At 62.7% G+C, this 17,070-nt stretch carries 18 protein-coding genes and 1 tRNA gene; 6 read left to right on the forward strand and 13 right to left on the reverse strand.

Annotation, left to right across the window (positions count from 1 at the left end; genetic code table 11):
- Positions 1-116: 116 nt before the first annotated feature.
- The 9 genes from rplL to RQH14_RS13500 all read right to left on the reverse strand — a co-directional run bounded on the left by rplL (position 117) and on the right by RQH14_RS13500 (position 6,650).
- On the reverse strand, positions 117-494 hold the full coding sequence (rplL, locus tag RQH14_RS13460; protein ID WP_024817599.1) for a 50S ribosomal protein L7/L12: 378 nt from the start codon (positions 492-494) through the stop codon (positions 117-119).
- Between the two features lie 76 nt (positions 495-570).
- On the reverse strand, positions 571-1,164 hold the full coding sequence (gene rplJ, locus RQH14_RS13465; RefSeq protein ID WP_011775605.1) for a 50S ribosomal protein L10: 594 nt from the start codon (positions 1,162-1,164) through the stop codon (positions 571-573).
- Positions 1,165-1,466: 302 nt separating this feature from the next.
- On the reverse strand, positions 1,467-2,636 hold the full coding sequence (locus RQH14_RS13470; protein WP_396136300.1) for a GNAT family N-acetyltransferase: 1,170 nt from the start codon (positions 2,634-2,636) through the stop codon (positions 1,467-1,469).
- Positions 2,615-3,724: a GNAT family N-acetyltransferase gene (locus tag RQH14_RS13475; RefSeq protein WP_311213690.1), complete on the reverse strand. Its 1,110-nt coding sequence runs from the start codon at positions 3,722-3,724 to the stop codon at positions 2,615-2,617. The genes RQH14_RS13470 and RQH14_RS13475 overlap by 22 nt, the downstream gene beginning before the upstream one ends.
- 108 nt (positions 3,725-3,832) lie before the next feature.
- Entirely contained in the window at positions 3,833-4,540 is a 708-nt protein-coding gene (gene rplA / locus RQH14_RS13480) for a 50S ribosomal protein L1 (protein WP_089595811.1), read from the reverse strand.
- Positions 4,541-4,687: 147 nt separating this feature from the next.
- Positions 4,688-5,119 carry a 50S ribosomal protein L11 gene (rplK, locus tag RQH14_RS13485; RefSeq protein ID WP_011775609.1) on the reverse strand — a complete coding sequence of 144 codons (432 nt, stop codon included), beginning with the start codon at positions 5,117-5,119 and terminating at the stop codon, positions 4,688-4,690.
- A gap of 130 nt (positions 5,120-5,249) precedes the next feature.
- Positions 5,250-6,101 carry a transcription termination/antitermination protein NusG gene (nusG, locus tag RQH14_RS13490; RefSeq protein WP_311213691.1) on the reverse strand — a complete coding sequence of 284 codons (852 nt, stop codon included), beginning with the start codon at positions 6,099-6,101 and terminating at the stop codon, positions 5,250-5,252.
- 114 nt (positions 6,102-6,215) lie between these two features.
- The gene (gene secE, locus RQH14_RS13495) at positions 6,216-6,497 is read right to left on the reverse strand and encodes a preprotein translocase subunit SecE (protein ID WP_024817604.1); all 282 of its coding nucleotides are present in this window, start codon (positions 6,495-6,497) and stop codon (positions 6,216-6,218) included.
- A gap of 80 nt (positions 6,498-6,577) precedes the next feature.
- Positions 6,578-6,650 (reverse strand) — tRNA-Trp (locus RQH14_RS13500).
- A 252-nt stretch (positions 6,651-6,902) separates the two neighbouring features.
- Between RQH14_RS13500 and RQH14_RS13505 the strand changes: the two genes are divergently transcribed.
- Positions 6,903-8,132 carry a pyridoxal phosphate-dependent aminotransferase gene (locus tag RQH14_RS13505; protein ID WP_311213692.1) on the forward strand — a complete coding sequence of 410 codons (1,230 nt, stop codon included), beginning with the start codon at positions 6,903-6,905 and terminating at the stop codon, positions 8,130-8,132.
- Between the two features lie 111 nt (positions 8,133-8,243).
- Here RQH14_RS13505 and RQH14_RS13510 read toward each other — a convergent pair whose 3' ends face one another.
- Entirely contained in the window at positions 8,244-8,918 is a 675-nt protein-coding gene (locus RQH14_RS13510) for a response regulator transcription factor (RefSeq protein WP_311213693.1), read from the reverse strand.
- Positions 8,915-10,498: a PspC domain-containing protein gene (locus RQH14_RS13515; RefSeq protein ID WP_311213694.1), complete on the reverse strand. Its 1,584-nt coding sequence runs from the start codon at positions 10,496-10,498 to the stop codon at positions 8,915-8,917. The genes RQH14_RS13510 and RQH14_RS13515 overlap by 4 nt, the downstream gene beginning before the upstream one ends.
- A gap of 125 nt (positions 10,499-10,623) precedes the next feature.
- Here RQH14_RS13515 and RQH14_RS13520 point away from each other — a divergent pair, with 125 nt between their 5' ends.
- The 5 genes from RQH14_RS13520 to RQH14_RS13540 all read left to right on the forward strand — a co-directional run bounded on the left by RQH14_RS13520 (position 10,624) and on the right by RQH14_RS13540 (position 14,819).
- A complete protein-coding gene (locus tag RQH14_RS13520) occupies positions 10,624-12,150 on the forward strand; it encodes a PspC domain-containing protein (RefSeq protein ID WP_311213695.1) in 1,527 nt (508 codons plus the stop codon).
- A 1-nt stretch (position 12,151) separates the two neighbouring features.
- Entirely contained in the window at positions 12,152-12,553 is a 402-nt protein-coding gene (locus RQH14_RS13525) for a hypothetical protein (protein WP_311213696.1), read from the forward strand.
- Between the two features lie 31 nt (positions 12,554-12,584).
- Positions 12,585-12,833, forward strand: a complete 249-nt coding sequence (locus RQH14_RS13530) for a PspC domain-containing protein (RefSeq protein WP_026539791.1) — start codon at positions 12,585-12,587, stop codon at positions 12,831-12,833.
- A gap of 193 nt (positions 12,834-13,026) precedes the next feature.
- Positions 13,027-14,052: an ATP-dependent 6-phosphofructokinase gene (locus RQH14_RS13535; protein ID WP_311213697.1), complete on the forward strand. Its 1,026-nt coding sequence runs from the start codon at positions 13,027-13,029 to the stop codon at positions 14,050-14,052.
- 17 nt (positions 14,053-14,069) lie between these two features.
- The gene (locus RQH14_RS13540) at positions 14,070-14,819 is read left to right on the forward strand and encodes a GNAT family N-acetyltransferase (RefSeq protein WP_311213698.1); all 750 of its coding nucleotides are present in this window, start codon (positions 14,070-14,072) and stop codon (positions 14,817-14,819) included.
- Positions 14,820-14,890: 71 nt separating this feature from the next.
- On the opposite strand, the gene RQH14_RS13545 is transcribed toward RQH14_RS13540, so the two are convergent.
- Together RQH14_RS13545 and RQH14_RS13550 are read right to left on the reverse strand one after the other, a co-directional pair.
- A complete protein-coding gene (locus tag RQH14_RS13545) occupies positions 14,891-16,411 on the reverse strand; it encodes a DHA2 family efflux MFS transporter permease subunit (RefSeq protein ID WP_311213699.1) in 1,521 nt (506 codons plus the stop codon).
- Positions 16,395-17,024 carry a PadR family transcriptional regulator gene (locus tag RQH14_RS13550; RefSeq protein WP_311213700.1) on the reverse strand — a complete coding sequence of 210 codons (630 nt, stop codon included), beginning with the start codon at positions 17,022-17,024 and terminating at the stop codon, positions 16,395-16,397. Before RQH14_RS13550 ends, RQH14_RS13545 begins: the two co-directional genes overlap by 17 nt.
- Between the last annotated feature and the right edge of the window lie 46 nt (positions 17,025-17,070).

The following is a 17,070-nucleotide window of genomic DNA, read 5'->3' on the forward strand; positions in this document are numbered from 1 at the left end:
ATGCCGTTCTGACCGCTCAGAACGGCATCTTCTGCTACTTACTTGGGTTCGTTAAACGCAGGAAGCCCCGCCCGCTCCTTAGTCGGAGCGGGCGGGGCTTCCCCAAGCAAAACGAGTTACTTGAGGGTAACCGTTGCGCCAGCTTCTTCGAGCTGAGCCTTGGCCTTCTCGGCAGCTTCCTTGGTGGCGCCTTCGAGAACAGCCTTCGGTGCGCTGTCAACAACATCCTTGGCTTCCTTGAGGCCGAGGGAGGTGATGGCGCGAACTTCCTTGATCACTGCGATCTTCTTGTCGCCAGCAGCTTCGAGGATGACGTCAAATTCCGTCTTCTCTTCAGCAGCTTCAGCAGCACCGCCGGCAGCGGGGCCGGCAACTGCAACTGCAGCAGCCGTAACTTCGAAGGTCTCTTCGAAGAGCTTGACGAACTCGGAGAGCTCGATGATGGTCAGTTCCTTGAAAGCTTCAATGAGCTCTTCGTTGCTGAGCTTCGCCATGGTGGCGTCCTTCCATTAGTTGGTGCAGATCCGGGCTAAACCGGTCCATGCACCAGAGTTTGATTGAGGGGAGAACTTAGTTCTCTTCGGTTGCAGCTTCAGCGGCTTCGGCCGGGGCCGCAACCTCTTCAGCAGCAGCCTCTTCAGCGGCCGGAGCTTCTTCAGCGGCCGGTGCAGATGCGCCGCCCTCTTCTTCAAGCTTGAGGCGCAGGGCGTCGATGATGCGAGCAGCAGCGGATGCGGGAGCCTTGAGGACACCAGCAACGCGTGCAAGCTGCAGTTCGCGGGACTCGAGGGCTGCCAGTGCGGCAACTCCTGCTGCGTCCAATGCCTTGCCTTCGAAGACGCCGGTCTTGATAACCAGCTGCTTGTTGGCCTTGGCAAAGTCCGTCAGGCTCTTGGCAGCAGCAACAGCGTCACCCTTGATGAAGGCGATTGCAGTAGGGCCGGCGAGCTGATCGTTGAATGCTTCAACTCCAGCTTCCTTGGCTGCAATGGCACTCAGGGTGTTCTTGACGACCGAGAACTTGGTGTCCTGGCCGAGCGCAACACGCAGTTCCTTGAGCTGTGCAACAGTGAGCCCGCGGTATTCGGTCAGGACAGCCGCGTTCGATTCCTTGAAATCGTTGGTGATCTCTGCAACTGCGGAGATCTTGCTAGGCGTTGTCATAACCCTCCTTCCGGGGAATAAAGCCGGTCTTCCGGGTCCCCGCTCACGAGAGCTAAAACGAAAAAACGCCCCGCGCAGATGCACGGGGCTTGGCTCAACACAGACTGAATCCGTGGAGACTTGCTTCGTTCACCTGCGCCGGCCGCCCTATGTTCAGGGTCCTTCGTCAAGGAATTCACTTTAGCCTCAAGGGCGTAGCTGCAGAATTGAGCTTCGCTCGAAAGAGTGGATTCCCATCAACCGACGGTCTTTGGTAGTTCAAGGTTACGGGAGAGTGTTCCCCAAACCAAATCGACGGCGGACTAGTCCGACGACGTCGTGTCCTTACCCCGACCGGGAAGTTCCTTCTGCCAGAGTCCGGTGACGCCCGCCGTCGTAAATCCCAACTGCTTGTTCACCGTGAGGAGGTAGCGGTTCTCGGGCGCGTTCCACGTGTAGATCACCCGGGCATCAGGGAACTGCTCGCTGAGCCTTTCCATGTTGGCCACCTTGATCAGCAAGCCCAGCTTGTTACCCCGGTGTTCCTGGAGGACCAAGGTGTCGTCCTGGAAAACCACGTCCTGGCGGTGCGCAAGGACGCTGATGGTGGTCAGGCCCACCAAGCGTCCGCTCTCGGTGTGCTCGACGGCGGTCACCACCGTGCGCCGGCCCTGCGCCATTGCGGCATCCTCAGTTTCGCGCAGTACCGTTACGTCGAAAACCATCCCGCTCGCTTCGACTTCAGGCGCGTCTTCATCTCCCTCGTCGCGGACTACCTCGCCAGCAGCATTCTCCAGTACGGCCACGGCTTCCAGCCAAGGATCGGGGCAACGGTCAGTCCAGTGGTGCAGCGTGTACCGTCCGCCGTTGGCTTCTTCGGCCTCGAGCTGCAGATCACCCACAAGTTTGGAATCCAGCGGCAGCACGCATGAGCTGAACTGCTCAATGTGCTGCAGGGTGTAGCCGGCGCGTTTGGCAAAGTCCACTTCCCTGCTGCTCACGGGAACAAAACCCGCACCGCTTCCAGGGATCAGTTGGTCCTCGGGTACCTCAGTCAGTGATGTTGCAGGATGGTTGGTGTCCACCAAGGCCATGATGCGGCCCTCAGACCGGGCCAGTTGTTCGGCGGCTTCCAAAAGCTGTCGTCCGACGCCCTGGCTTTGATACTCGGGAAGGATGTCCAAGGTGAATTCAGCCAGGTCCAGGTTGTCCGCCAAGGGCAGGGCAACATCCACCGTGCCCACAATGACGCCCTCTACTTTTGCCACCAGAATGACTTGGCGCTCGTAGGGATCAGAAAGCTCCAACAGCTTTTCCAAGGGCGTATAGGCGAGGTCGTCACTCCCCCAGGTCTCCATGCGTACCCGGCGCCCTACCTCTACGGCATCCAGGAAATCAGCAGCGTCCGGGCTGTCCAAGGTGTCAGGCACCCACAGCTGCTCGACTTGAACGGTCTTCGTCTCGTCTACAGTCATTCCAGCCGTTTCTGCCATTCGCCGTCAAAGCCGGAAGGCTTGAACCCCAAGGCGATATTTATGGCCAGCATATGCCGGTTTTCATTAGCGTTCCATGTCATCACGGACGTGGCGGCCGGCCAGATCCCTTGAATACGGCGAAGATTGGCAATCTTGACCAGCATCCCAAGGCCATGGCCCCGGTGCCCCGGAGCAACAAGCGTGTCCTCTTGGTAGACCATGCCCGGGGTGGCCTCGCGGTGGGTGAGGATGGTGTACGCCGCCAACTCCGCCGAGGCGTCATGGCGGGCAACAGCCGCCATGGAAGCGACCCCACCCGCAAGCCAGGTTGATTCCTCGACACGGACGCGGTTGCCATCCCACTCCTCGCCTTCCCAGCCCAGTCCTGCGATGGGAACCTCGGTGCTCATAAGGCTCTTGAGCTTGGCAAACACGTCCAAGAGCTCATCAGGACAGCGGTCCTGCCATTCAATGAAGCTGTAGCCAGCGGCCCGCTTGCTTGCCTGCTCTTCAAGGTCCTTCAAGAGCGCTTCCCCGACCGGAAGGGCCAGCGTGCTGTTGGTTTCGACCTGCTCCAGGGAATAGCCGTGATGGAGGGCGAAGCCGGTGGACGCCGAATCCAGCGGGACGCCACCCGTGCCGGACTTTGCCTCCAGCAACTCCCCACCCGGGATGAGGAGCCTCATTGGCTCCGAGCAAAACGCGTCAATGGACACGCGCTCCCGCTCGCGGGCCAGTTGCTCCAGCACCGCCAGGATCCTCGTCCCAATGCCGCGCCGACGATAACCGGCGTCCACCAGGACGTCCACACCCGCCGTCGTCGTGTTTTCGCTCAGCGGCAAGGTCAGCGTGCCCCTGCCCACGACGGTTCCATGAAGGCGGACAAGGAAGACGTGCCGCTCTTCGTATTCATTGCCCTGCCAGTAGAGGACAGCCTCGGCCAGCGTGGAGCAACGGTCCAGGCTGCCCCAGAGATCCATGTGATGGGCGACGTCCAGGTCATGGAAGGCGCGGAAATCGGGCGCCCCCATGGCGTCGGGGCTTTTCGGGACCGGAATCCGTTCTACGGACAACCCGGCAAGGGCGGGAACGTTCGACGACGACACGCACCACAGCCTACGGCTCACCACTGCCGGTGAACAGGGAACAAGGCAAGAAAAAGGACCGCCCGGCGTAGCCGGACGGTCCTTTATCAGAGCCAGTGCTCGCGAAGCTTACGCGTCGGTGAGAACCTTGGTGACGTTCGGGTCAACGGTGATGCCCGGACCGAACGTGGTGGCAACGGTAGCCTTCTGGATGTAGCGGCCCTTGGAAGCGGACGGCTTCAAACGAAGCACCTCTTCCAGTGCAGCTGCGTAGTTCTCGGCCAGCTTGTTGGCGTCGAAGGAAACCTTGCCGATGATGAAGTGCAGGTTCGAGTGCTTGTCTACGCGGAAGTCGATCTTGCCACCCTTGATGTCGTTGACAGCCTTGGTGACGTCCGGGGTAACCGTACCGGTCTTCGGGTTCGGCATGAGGTTACGCGGGCCGAGGACCTTACCGAGGCGGCCAACCTTGCCCATGAGGTCAGGGGTTGCCACTGCGGCGTCGAAGTCGGTCCAGCCGGCTGCGATCTTTTCGATCAGGTCATCGGAACCAACGAAGTCGGCGCCGGCAGCGATTGCTGCTTCAGCCTTGTCACCGGTTGCGAAAACGAGGACGCGGGCGGTCTTACCGGTGCCGTGCGGCAGGTTGACGGTGCCACGAACCATCTGGTCGGCCTTACGCGGGTCAACGCCCAGACGGAAAGCTACCTCAATGGTGGCGTCGAACTTGGAAGGGTTGGTGTCCTTCGCGAGGGTGATGGCTTCGATCGGGGCGTAGACCTTGTCTGCCTCGATCTTGGCTACGGCTGCCTCATATGCTTTGCTGCGCTTTGCCATGCTGCTGTTTCTCCTTGTGCAGTTGTGGTCTGCGGACCGCGCTGGGCCCTGCCACAGTCGTGGATCCGGCAAGGATCCTGCGACATTTCAAATGTTTCAGATGCCGGTTGCCCGGCGGGTGAAGGCCACAAGGGCCTTCGAAGACTACTAGCCTTCTACGGTGATGCCCATGGAGCGGGCGGTGCCGGCGATGATCAGGGCAGCAGCCTTGATGTCGTTGGCGTTGAGGTCTTCCATCTTGGTGGAAGCAATTTCCTCGACCTGTGCCTGGGTCAGCTTGGCAACCTTGACGGTGTGCGGGGTAGCTGAACCCTTGGCGACGCCTGCAGCCTTCTTGATGAGCTCTGCAGCCGGCGGGGTCTTGGTGATGAAGGTGAAGGAACGGTCTTCGTAGACCGTGATTTCCACCGGGATAACGTTTCCGCGCTGGGATTCCGTTGCAGCGTTGTACGCCTTGCAGAATTCCATGATGTTGACACCGTGCTGGCCAAGCGCAGGACCGATCGGCGGGGCCGGGTTAGCGGCACCTGCCTGGATCTGCAGCTTGATGAGGCCGGTGACCTTCTTCTTGGGAGCCAATGTAGGGTCCTTCTCTCAATAGCTTCCTGGGGCACAGGAGCGCGTCCCAGGTTTTTGGCCGCCATGGCGAGGCGGCCGGCCGCTCCCGAACTGCTAAGCAGGCAGGACTGGAGCGAAATTTTGGAATCAGCTAGATCTTGGTGACCTGGTTGAATGCGAGCGTCACCGGGGTTTCGCGCTCGAAGATCGAGACCAGGACCACCAGGGTCTGGGACTCGGGCTTGATCTCGGAGATCGTTGCCGGAAGGGTCTCGAACGGGCCCTCCTTGACGATGACCGACTCGCCGACCTCGAAGTCGACGGCCACGGGAGCCTGGTTCTGCTTGTTGACCGGCTTGCCCTGCTCTGCCTGCTCTTCTTCGAAGACCGGGGCAAGCATGGAGAAGACCTCGTCAAGGCGCAGCGGCACGGGGTTGTGGGCGTTGCCCACGAAGCCGGTGACACCCGGCGTGTGGCGAACGGCGCCCCACGAGGCGTCGGTCAGATCCATGCGGACCAGGACGTAGCCGGGAATGCGAACGCGGTTGATGACCTTGCGCTGCGCGTTCTTGATCTCGACGACCTCTTCCATGGGGACCTGGATTTCGAAGATGTAATCTTCCATGTCCAGGGTCTGGATGCGGGTCTCAAGGTTTGCCTTCACGCGGTTCTCGTAGCCTGCGTAGGAGTGGATGACGTACCAGTCACCTTCCTGGCGGCGCAGCTTGCCCTTGAATTCTTCGGCCGGATCGGCCGGAGCTGCAGCAGCAGCGGCTGCCAGGTCGTCGCCGTCGGACTCTTCCGAAGCATCGTCGTCTGCAACATCGCCGGACGCCTCATCAGACTCGGCGTCCACGTCAGCTTCGAAGTCCTCTTCGGAATCGTCGGCGTCGGCAGATTCGGGCGCAGCAGAATCAACCTCGGACTCTTCCGCAGCCTCAACTGCAGCGCCCTCAGTTTCTTCCAGCTCAGTCTCGTTTACCTCGAGCTCCTGCTCAGACACTTGGTCTCCTGCTTCCTCATTGCCTAACATGCCTATTTAAATGGCTCAATTCCGCAAACCCCGCAAAATCCCTGAACTACCAAGGAATTTCACACAGTTTGCGGACAGATCCGCTTAGCGGTCCGTAGCGCCTGACCCACCGAAGACCCAGCTGACTCCTGTGCCGAAGGCCAGGTCCAGAAGGGTGACGATGAGCATCATGATGGCCACGAACACCAGCACCACGAGCGTGTAATTGATCAGTTCCTTGCGGGTGGGAGCAACGACCTTCTTCAGTTCACCGATGACCTGGCGGACAAAAAGAGCAATACGGGCGAAGAAGCCACGATCGGCTTTCTTGGCGGGACGGCCCTTCGAGCTGCTGGCAGCTGTTTCGGTCACCTGATCCTCACTCACCTTGCAAAGTCGTTGACCCGACTCTGATCAGAGCCATGGTTGCTGCGCTTGCCCCGGCGTTTCCGCCGGGACAGCTTGCGCAGGGCAGACAGGACTCGAACCTGCAACCTGCGGTTTTGGAGACCGCTGCGCTACCAATTGCGCCACTACCCTATGGATCAAATCCATGTTTCAGGCCGCACTTCAGCCTGTGGTGCTTTTCAACACCGGTGAACCAGTCTACGCAAGAATTTCGCGATAGTCGAACCGGCCCATTTCCGGTCCTCCCAGCCCCAAAAACCTGTGACCAGCATTATCAGTCACAAAGTCCGGCGGGCACCCGGGAGGTCCGCAGAACAGCATAAGGTAGTTTACGTCGAATCCCATCATCCAGCCCACGAGCTGCCTGCGAAGAACGGTACATAGATGTCTGCCGGAACAACTACCGCCCGCATTTCACAGCGAATCTCCGCCATTGCCGAGTCCGCCACCCTTGCCGTTGACGCCAAGGCCAAGGCACTGAAGGCCGCGGGCCGTCCCGTGATCGGTTTCGGTGCCGGGGAACCCGATTTCCCCACCCCGGATTACATCGTCCAGGCTGCCATAGAAGCTGCGAGCCAGCCGAAGTACCACCGCTACTCCCCCGCCGGTGGCCTCCCTGAGCTGAAGAAGGCCATCGCAGAGAAGACCCTGCGGGACTCCGGCTACCAGGTTGACCCCTCCCAGGTCCTGGTGACCAACGGCGGCAAGCAGGCGGTCTACAACACCTTCGCTACGTTGGTGGATCCGGGCGACGAGGTCATCATCCCCACCCCGTTCTGGACCACCTACCCGGAAGCCATCCGGCTCGCCGGCGGCGTGCCCGTTGAGGTCTTCGCCGGTCCGGAACAGGGTTACCTGGTGACTGTCGAGCAGCTGGAAGCAGCCGTGACGGACCGCACCAAGATCCTGCTGTTCGTTTCCCCGTCGAACCCCACCGGCGCCGTGTACAGCCCGGAGCAGGTTGCGGAGATCGGCAAATGGGCCGCGTCCAAGGGCCTCTGGGTTGTCACGGACGAAATCTACGAGCACCTGACATATGACGGCGTGGAGTTCACCTCCATCGCCACTGCCGCACCGGAACTGGGCGACAAAGTTGTCATCCTCAATGGTGTGGCCAAGACCTATGCCATGACGGGATGGCGTGTGGGCTGGATGATTGGCCCGGCCGACGTCATCAAGGCAGCCACCAACCTGCAGTCACACGCGACGTCCAACGTCTCCAACATCATGCAGGTCGCCGCCGCCGCTGCCCTCACGGGTCCGCTGACCGCCGTCGACGAAATGAAGGTAGCCTTCGACCGCCGCCGCAAAGCGATCGTGGCCGGCCTCAACGCCATTGAAGGCGTTGAATGCCCGACGCCGACCGGCGCCTTCTACGTGTACGCGGACGTCCGCGGGCTGCTGGGTAAGGAATTTGAGACCTCCAACGGTCCTGTCCGTCCCTCTACCTCTGCGGAACTCGCCACCCTGATCCTCGACGAGGTTGAGGTAGCCGTGGTTCCGGGCGAAGCGTTCGGTCCCTCCGGCTACGTCCGCCTGTCCTACGCATTGGGCGACGAAGACCTCGCCGAAGGTGTCCGCCGTATCCAGGAATTCCTGGGCAAGGCCAAGTAGCAACCAGCCAACGCAAACGCTCTTCCACCACGGCCGGTGGGAGAGCGTTTGCGTTTAAGGCGCGGGAGGTGCGAGAGCGATCGGGAAAACCCGACGGGAAGTGAGTGAGCGTTAGAGGAGGCGGCGCTCGGCCGCCCATTTGGTGAGCTCGTGCCGGCTGGAGAGTTGGAGCTTCCTCAAGACGGCGGAAACGTGGGTCTCCACGGTCTTGATGGAAATGAAGAGTTCCTTGGCGACTTCCTTATAGCTGTATCCCCGCGCAATGAGCCTCATGACTTCGAGTTCGCGTGCAGAAAGCTTGTCCAGTTCATCGTCCGCGATATCTGCCGGAGCAGTGCCGAACGCATCCAGCACGAAGCCCGCAAGCCGCGGCGAAAAGACGGCGTCGCCATCGGCCACCCTGATCACGGCATCGGAAATCTCTTTGCCGGAGATGGTCTTGGTGACATAACCCCGGGCACCGGCACGGATGACAGAGACCACGTCCTCGGCCGCGTCCGAAACACTGAGCGCCAGGAAACTGGTGGTTCCCAGCAACGCGGCCGATCCAGCAATGACCTCACGGCCGCCACCACCCAGTCCGCCGGGAAGGTGAACGTCCAGGAGCACTACCTCCGGGCGGGCTTCGGCAATGACGGCGATGGCCTGCTCCACCGTTCCGGCTTCTCCTACAACGTCCATGCGGGCATCGAGATCGGCTTTCAGCCCGGACCGGAAGATGGTGTGGTCATCCACGATCACCACCCGCACCGTGCGTTCTGGACCACTCTGGGGATTGGTGCTCATTGCTTCGCTTCTCCATTCCGGGCTTCATTGTTCCGCTGTTCGCCCGCGTCGCCGTTGGCGGACGGCAGGGTCAGTCGGACTTCCGTCCCGTCGCTGCTGCTGCTGATGGTTGCTGCGCCACCGTGCCGCTTCATCCGGCCAATAATCGATTCTTTGACGCCCAGCCTGTCGTCCGGAACAGCATCGGGATCGAAGCCGGGACCGCGGTCCTTGATGAAGATTTCCGTGGTGCCCGCAGTACTTTCCACATACACGGACACCGTTCCGCCGCCATGCCGTGCGGCGTTGAGCATCGCTTCCCGGGCTGCCTGCACCATGGCCTCGTGCCGTTCCGTCATGTCCGTGTCGCCCACGGCCACCACCTCCACTGCGTGGCCCTGGGAGTCTTCGACCTCCGCTGCGACCGCTTTGATGCGCTCGGCCAGGAGCCCTGATTCCTTGGCTGCATCACTGAAAAGCCAGGCCCGGAGTTCGCGTTCCTGTGCCCTGGCAAGCCGCACGACGTCCTGTTCCGACCCCGCCCTGCGTTGAATCAGCGCCAAGGTCTGCAGTACGGAGTCGTGCAGATGGGCGGCAATCTCGGCGCGCTCCGTCTCGCGGATGCGTCCTGCCCGTTCAGTTTCCAGGTCCTTCCAAAACTTGAGGCCCCAGGGCAGCAGGACCAACGCTACGCCGCCCAGGACGGCCACAGACGCCAACAACGCCAGCCAGGTCTGTTCCCACGATCCCGAGCCGGACACCATGACCAGGACGCCAGCCACCACCAGCGCCAGGCCGGCCGCCAGCCGGACCCACCCGCCCGCTTGATCGGCCTTCGTCTTGTCCACCAAGCCGGCCCTGCGGGTTTCGTCGAGCTGCATCCAGGCGATCGCCGCACCGCCCAGGATGGCCGCGGCCGGTATGAGGGTCCCCAGGGGAACGTCGACGCCGAACTGGCGAGCGACCAAGATGGCGGCCACCAGGAGCAGAGCCGCGCCAAGCAGGATTTCCTTGCCATACTGGATGCGCCGTGAGGAGAACCAGGATGCCAAGCCTCCCCCAGCGCCGCTGCCCGCCCAGTCCCACGCGGCAGACGGACTGCCGAATCCTGCAGGTCCAGCAGCGGGAACCGAACCACGGCCCTGGACGTCGCCGCTGCCGGAGACCGGGCGCTCAGCAGCTGCCCCCGAAAACGGCCCGCCGACCGGGACAGAACCTAGGACAGGAGGTGCGCCGGCCGCCGATGGCGAGGATCCGGCGTCGTACGTTTTCGATGCCTGGTGACCACCAGCGCCTGTCGTGAAGCCGGCAGGCGTGGTTTCACCACGGGGCCCTGGTACGGGCGGCAGGCTCACGGCAGGAGCAATGGGCGACGCCGGACGGCGGGCATTGCGCTTGGCGTTCTCGTCCGCGGTGGGAACCATGGTCCACAGCCACGCATAGAAGGCCACACCTGCGCCGCCGGCGAAACACGCCAGGATCATGCCAAGCCGGACGAACTTGACCGGCCAGACCAAGTGATCGGCCAGTCCACTGCAGACGCCGGCAATCACGCGGTCGCTGCTGCGGACCAGCACGGGGCGTTGTACAGCGGTAGTCATGTACCAATCCAAACACGGATAAGGGTTACCCGGACCGGAAACCAGCGTTGTTCGGGGGTCTCTCAGGGATCATTCAGGGTATCCCCCAGTAGAGGGAAGGACGGGTGGGGCGGCAGGATCGAAGTATGAACGCGAACAGCATGAATCCAGAGGAACCCGGAACGCCAGGCACTGCCGGCACCTCCGGCTCACAGCAAGAGCCCACCGCCGGCGCTTCCGCGGGAACTGGTCCGGACAACGGCACCTACCCGCCGGCCGGCGCCGCTCCGGCCACGTCCCAGGAGAACTTCTTCGACTGGATCCGCAACCAAGGCATCCGCCGCGGACCGGACCGCTGGATTGGCGGCGTCGCAAGCGGTGTGGCCCACCGCTTCGGCATCGACCCGCTGATTGTGAGGGGCATCTTCATTGTCCTGGCAGTCTTCGCCGGCGTAGGGGTGCTGCTGTACGGCATTGCCTGGGCCCTCCTGCCTGAGCCCGATGGACGCATCCACGTCCAGGAAGCAGCTGCAGGCCGCTGGTCCGGAGGCATGACCGGCGCGTTGATCACCACGATCATCGGCCTCCCGAGCCTGGGCCGCGGATTCTGGGGATGGGGCTGGGATGGATTGCCCGGCCTGTTCTGGACGCTGTTCTGGATGGGTGGCGTCTTCTACCTCATCTACTTCCTGGTTCAACGCAACAAGGCCCCGAAGGGAGTTCCGCCCATGAGCCGGCAGAACTACGCCGCAGCACCCGGCAAGGCCACCGCGTACGGAACCCCAACCTCCTACGGGCCGCCTGCCGCCTACGGGGCTTCGGCTGCGACCAACACGGGCGTCCCTGTCTATGGCGCCGGCCAGCCCGGCACGAAACCGCATGGTCATGGTGCAAGCGCCGCGCCGCCGTCGGGTCCTTACACGCCGTCGGGTGCGTACACGCCGTCGGGTCCTTACAGCCCGTCCAATCCGTCCGGCCCCCGTCCGCCGCAGGGCCCCACTCCCCCGCAGGACTGGCAGCCCAAGCCCGCCGCCCCCAAGCGCAAGGGACCCGGGGCAGCGATCGTGGCAGTCTCTGCCGGTGCTGCGTTGCTGGCCGGCGGTACGTTGAAAGCGCTCGACGCCGGGAACGTCATTGATTTGGGCAACTCCGCCAACGCCGTGGTGTGGGCCACCGGCGCCGCAGTCCTGGGCCTGGGCATCCTGGTCGCAGGGCTCCGGGGCAGGACCTCAGGGTTCCTTGGCTTCCTCGCAGTAGCTGCCCTCATCATTGGCGGGATCTTCAACGTGGTCCCCAGGGACGGCGACCGGTTTACTTTCCACGACGTCAACTGGGCACCCACAACCCTGGAGCAAGCACGGCAAGGGATCGACGTCACCGGCGCCCAAGGCGTGGTGGACCTGAGCGACATCACCATGAATCCTCCCCTGATCTCCGAAGTCCTGATCCCCGTGGACGCGACCGCCAGCAACGTCACGGTCATCATTCCCGACGACGTGCCCGTGGAAGTCAGGGCGGACATGACGTTCGGCAACCTCAATGAACGCGGCTCTGACCGCGGCGGCCGGCTCCAGGACGAGCGGACCCTGTACAACACCGGGAAGCCCGGAGCCAACCTCGTGGTGGAAATCGACGGCACGTTCAGCAACGTGACCATCCAGGAAGGAAACTGACATGAGCACCAACGAGCCCGGCAAGGCCAACGAAACCCAGCCCACGGCACCTCTGCCCAAGGGAACAAACCCCACCGAGGCCCTCCCGAAGGAAACCCGTCCCACCGAGGCCCTCCCGAAGCCACGGCTCCAGGAAATCCCGCTGACGCCACCGCTGGAGCGCAGCTTCCAGGTGGAGCACGCGGACGACGACGAACCCCGGCAAGCCCGGATCGGCACCGTGGTGTGGGGGTTGATCGTGATAGCCCTGGCTGCCTTGATTGTCATCTCAACGCTCGGTTGGGTGACGCTGAACGGCACGTACGTGCTGATAGGCCTGATGATCGGCGCAGGAGCGGCCTTGGTGGTGGGTGGACTCCTCTCCGCCCGCAAGGGTTCCAAAAAAGTAACCACTACGAAGTGACAAAGCAACCACAACAGGGAAGTCTGTAGCCATGGACAAGTTCTTCAGCATCGTCAGGGGCTTCGGCCTGAAGCGTGGACCGCAACGCTGGCTGGGCGGCATCTGCGGAGGAATCGCGGCAAAGCTCAGGGTGGACGTGGCCTACGTCCGGGTAGCATTCCTGCTCTTCTGCCTGCTCCCGGGGCCTGCATTCGTGGTCTACATCCTGGGCTGGCTGCTCCTGCCGGACCAGAACAACAAGATCGCCCTCGAATCGTTCATCAGCCAGCGCTCCCGGTAAATCCCGGTCACAAAGCACGCGAAGCGTCCCGCCACCAGGCGGGGCGCTTCCTTTGTTTTCGGCCAGATTTCCAATACCGCACTGCCGGGTTCAAAAGTAACCGTTTGTGTCCCACCCCACATGCGCGTCTACAATCATGGGGAGCTCAGCGTGGCGCTCTGCACGTATTCCTCCAAGCCATGAGTGAGCAAACATGAAAATTGGCATTCTTACCAGCGGTGGCGACTGCCCCGGCCTCAACGCAGTGATCCGGGGTGCTGTCCTCAAGGGCATCGCCATCCACGGCCAGGAATTTGTGGGCTTCCATGACGGCTGGCGTGGTGTTGTGGAAGGTGATGTCATAGACATCCCCCGCACCATGGTCCGCGGTATCGCCAAGCAGGGTGGCACCATCTTGGGCACGTCACGCACCAACCCGTTCGAAAACGGCGGTGGCCCGGACGTCATCAAAGCCCATATGGAACGCCTGGGCATTGACGCGATCATCGCCATCGGCGGCGAAGGCACCCTGGCGGCGGCGAAGCGCCTCACTGACGCCGGCCTGAAAATCGTCGGCGTCCCCAAGACCGTGGACAACGACCTCGATGCCACCGACTACACCTTCGGTTTCGATACTGCAGTCCAGATCGCCACGGAGGCCATCGACCGCCTCCGGACCACCGGCGAGTCCCACCACCGGTGCATGATCGCCGAAGTCATGGGCCGCCATGTCGGCTGGATCGCCTTGCACGCGGGCATGGCCGCCGGCGCCCACGCCATCCTGATCCCCGAGCAGAAGGCAAGCATCGAGGAGATCACTGAGTGGGTCCAGGAAGCCCACGATCGTGGCCGTGCACCGCTGGTAGTGGTGGCCGAGGGCTTCGTTCCGGACCACATGGAGTCCCCGCACTCCGAGCGCGGCCTGGACACCTTTGGCCGTCCCCGCCTGGGCGGCATCGCTGACCAGCTGGCCCCCGAGATCGAGGCCCGCACGGGCATTGAAACCCGCGCCACGATCCTGGGACACATCCAACGCGGCGGCGTCCCCACCGCCTACGACCGCGTCCTGGCTACCCGGCTGGGCATGGCGGCCATCGATTCGGTGGTCGAAGGCCGCTGGGGCACCATGGTGGCCCTGAAGGGAACGGACATCTCCCACGTCGGCTTCGAGGAAGCCCTGGGCAAGCTCAAGACCGTGCCGCAGCACCGCTACGACGAAGCGTCGGTGCTGTTCGGCTAGTCGGCTAGGCTGAATCCATGACTCTTGAGCCCACGTCCGCTGCCATTATCCAGCTGGCGTGGGCTCGCCATTTGGGGCTCGACGACGACGCTTTCGCCACCGCAGCAGCCCGGCTCGCCAACTCGACGGTCGACCCCGGCGATCCCGCACACCGCATCACCCGCGTGGACGAATCAGCCGGGACGGTGGTCTTCCTCAGGCTCTTCGGAGTTTCGGCACTGGTGGGACCGCAGTGGGCCTTGGACGCCGCCGTCGGACTTCCTGATACAGAGCTCGCCCAACACGTGACGCTGTTGACCTTGACCCGGTCCCACGGAGGGCACGGGCGGGGATCAACGGCCTTGTTCTTCGCCGACGATTTGCCCCTTCAACAACCTTCCGAAGACCTCACAGTCTCCAGGGGCAACCCGGAAGCCATCAGCCTCGAAGCGCTGTGTCCTCCGGACGACGTCAATGAGGTGGGGCTGCAGGGGCTCGAACACCGGTTCACCATCATGCACCCTGACGAGGCACCACCCACCCCTGTAGCCTGCGGCGCCTACTCCGAATGGGAAGGCATCCTGGCCAACATGGGCGTTCTGGTGGCACCTCCGTGGCGTCGCCGCGGCCTGGGGACCCTGGCCGCGTCCATCGCTGCCCATGAAGCCCTGGCCGCGGGCCTGACCCTGCAATGGAAGGCCGACGTCAGCAATACCGGGGCACTCGCGATGGCCCGCAGCCTTGGCTTTGCCACGGGCGGGCTCCACGCGAGCGTGCTGCTCGGCTGACTCCCCCCGGACTTTTTGTACAGATAACGCCCTCTAGGAGCCTTCTTAAGGGCATCAGGTGTACAAAAACTCTAGGTGTTGAGATCAGCTTTGACGGTTTCCGGTGCAGTTTCGGACCTGCCGCCCCAGCCCTGCACCGACTTCGGCTTGCCAAAGAACAGTGCCACAAGAGCACCCAGCAGAACCGCGCAGGCGGGCAACAGGATGGACTGGCTCATGGCCGTCGAGAATCCTGCATGAAGGGCTTCCGGCAGTACGCCGCTCATGGAAGCTTCGCCCACCGGAGCACCGGCGGGGGCTGCGGGCAATTCCGCCGAGAGCCGCGACTGGATCAGGGCAGCGATGGCCGCTGATCCCAGGACAGCACCAATTTGGCGGGTGGTGTTGAAGACACCGGACCCCGCACCGGCCTGGCGTGGTTCCAGGTTGCGGGTGGTGGCGTTGGACACCGGTCCCCAGATAAAGGCATTGGCAACACCCTGCAGCGCGCTGGGCAGCAGGAACATCCAGATGGGAGTGTCCGGTCCCAGCAGGGCAGCAGTCCAGAACAGGGCTCCTGCCATGCACAGCAAGCCAAACGAGGCAAAGTATCTCGGGTTGGCACGGTCGATGAGCTTGCCTACGAACGGCGCCAGGGCACCGGAAATAACTGCCATGGGGATCATCAGCAGAGCCGACTGCGTTGGCGTCAGCCCGCGGACCGTCTGGTAGTAGAAGATGGTGGGCAGCGGGAACGCGGTCACCGTGAAACCGACGGCCATGATGGTGGTGTTGCCCAGGGAGAAGTTGCGGTCCTTGAAGAGGCCAAGGGGCAGCAAGGGTTCCCCGCCCCGGCGTTCGAGGAGCCATTGCCAGAACACAAAGAGAACCAGGACCACCAGACCGGTGATGATCAGGCCCCAGACGCTGACGAAGCCGGTGACTGTTCCCCACTTGTACGTCTGGCCTTCCTGGATGCCAAAGACCAGCAGGAACATGCCGACGGCGGACAGCACCACGCCGAGGATGTCGAAGGAGTGCGTGTGGGTGGTCAGTTTCGGTACAAAACGCATCACCAGGATAAAGGCCACGATCCCGATGGGGACGTTGACGAAGAAGATCCATTCCCAGCCCAGGCTGTCCACCAGCACGCCGCCCAGGATAGGGCCAACCAGCACGGCCATGCCGGCGGTTGCGCCCCACAGCCCCATGGCCGCACCGCGACGGTCCGGAGGGAAGATACGGGTGATGACGGCCATCGTCTGGGGCGTCATCATGGCTGCACCCAGGCCCTGCAGGACACGGGCGGCGATCAACATGGTGACGTCACCGGACAAGCCGCACCACAACGACGCCAGGGTGAAGACCACCAGTCCGATCAGGTACAGGTTCTTTGGTCCGAACCGGTCCCCCAACCTTCCGGTGATGAGCAGGGGCACTGCGTACGCCAGCAAATAGGCGCTGGTGACCCAGATGACGGCATTGATGTCCGTGTTGAGGCCCTCCATGATCCGCGGATTCGCGACCGACACGATGGTGGTGTCGATGAGGATCATGAAGAAGCCCACCACGAGTGACCAGAGCGCCGGCCACGGCTTAGCTACGTTTTCCAAGGGATTCCTTTGGCTTGTGTGAAATGTCTGATGGAGCCGGCAGGGGTTCGTCCCAGGGCAGGTGCCCGTTGCCCAACTCCTCGAGGAGGCCGCGGATCCACGCGATCTCCGTTCGGCGCATTGCTTGTTGATACGTGATGTCGATCCAGTACTTGCGGGCCAATCCCTTGGCCGTCACCGTGGCCTCCGCCCGGACCAGGAAGTCGAGATCGGCGTTGAGCGCCACGACCCGTTCCTCGAGGAGTTCCGTCACCACGGCTGAGGGGAGGTGATGCGCTTCGGCAATGGCGTGCGGAAACAGGGGATATTCGTTGACGGGGGTGGAGAGCATGGCCTGGAGCCGGGCGTCGAGGGCTTGGTGTCCGGCATCCGTGATCCGGTAGGTGGTCCGCTCGGGCCGGTTGCCTTCCCGCCCTGTTCCCGTGGCCTCCACGAGTCCGTTTTCTTCAAGCCTTCCCACTGCGTGGTAGAGGGTTCCCGGACGTACCTTGACCAGCCTGTCTTCGTGGCGGGCCATCAGCACTTGATACATCTCGTACGGATGCATGGGTTCCTCTGCCAACAGGGCCAGGGATGCCACCCCCAAGGGCGTGAGATCGGAAATTCTGGGCATAGTTGGCCCCTTTCCGCGGCGTATATTCCACCACAACTATTCCACG

The organism is Arthrobacter sp. WCS2018Hpa-7 (assembly GCF_031843805.1).
Lineage (GTDB): Bacteria > Actinomycetota > Actinomycetes > Actinomycetales > Micrococcaceae > Arthrobacter.

Coding starts and splice junctions, on each gene's coding strand:
- rplL (WP_024817599.1), bottom strand. CDS start 494: ATGGCGAAGCTCAGCAACGAAGAGCTCATTGAAGCTTTCAAGGAACTG.
- rplJ (WP_011775605.1), bottom strand. CDS start 1,164: ATGACAACGCCTAGCAAGATCTCCGCAGTTGCAGAGATCACCAACGAT.
- RQH14_RS13470 (WP_396136300.1), bottom strand. CDS start 2,636: ATGGCAGAAACGGCTGGAATGACTGTAGACGAGACGAAGACCGTTCAA.
- rplA (WP_089595811.1), bottom strand. CDS start 4,540: ATGGCAAAGCGCAGCAAAGCATATGAGGCAGCCGTAGCCAAGATCGAG.
- RQH14_RS13505 (WP_311213692.1), top strand. CDS start 6,903: ATGTCTGCCGGAACAACTACCGCCCGCATTTCACAGCGAATCTCCGCC.
- RQH14_RS13510 (WP_311213693.1), bottom strand. CDS start 8,918: ATGAGCACCAATCCCCAGAGTGGTCCAGAACGCACGGTGCGGGTGGTG.
- RQH14_RS13515 (WP_311213694.1), bottom strand. CDS start 10,498: ATGACTACCGCTGTACAACGCCCCGTGCTGGTCCGCAGCAGCGACCGC.
- RQH14_RS13520 (WP_311213695.1), top strand. CDS start 10,624: ATGAACGCGAACAGCATGAATCCAGAGGAACCCGGAACGCCAGGCACT.
- RQH14_RS13525 (WP_311213696.1), top strand. CDS start 12,152: ATGAGCACCAACGAGCCCGGCAAGGCCAACGAAACCCAGCCCACGGCA.
- RQH14_RS13530 (WP_026539791.1), top strand. CDS start 12,585: ATGGACAAGTTCTTCAGCATCGTCAGGGGCTTCGGCCTGAAGCGTGGA.
- RQH14_RS13535 (WP_311213697.1), top strand. CDS start 13,027: ATGAAAATTGGCATTCTTACCAGCGGTGGCGACTGCCCCGGCCTCAAC.
- RQH14_RS13540 (WP_311213698.1), top strand. CDS start 14,070: ATGACTCTTGAGCCCACGTCCGCTGCCATTATCCAGCTGGCGTGGGCT.
- RQH14_RS13550 (WP_311213700.1), bottom strand. CDS start 17,024: ATGCCCAGAATTTCCGATCTCACGCCCTTGGGGGTGGCATCCCTGGCC.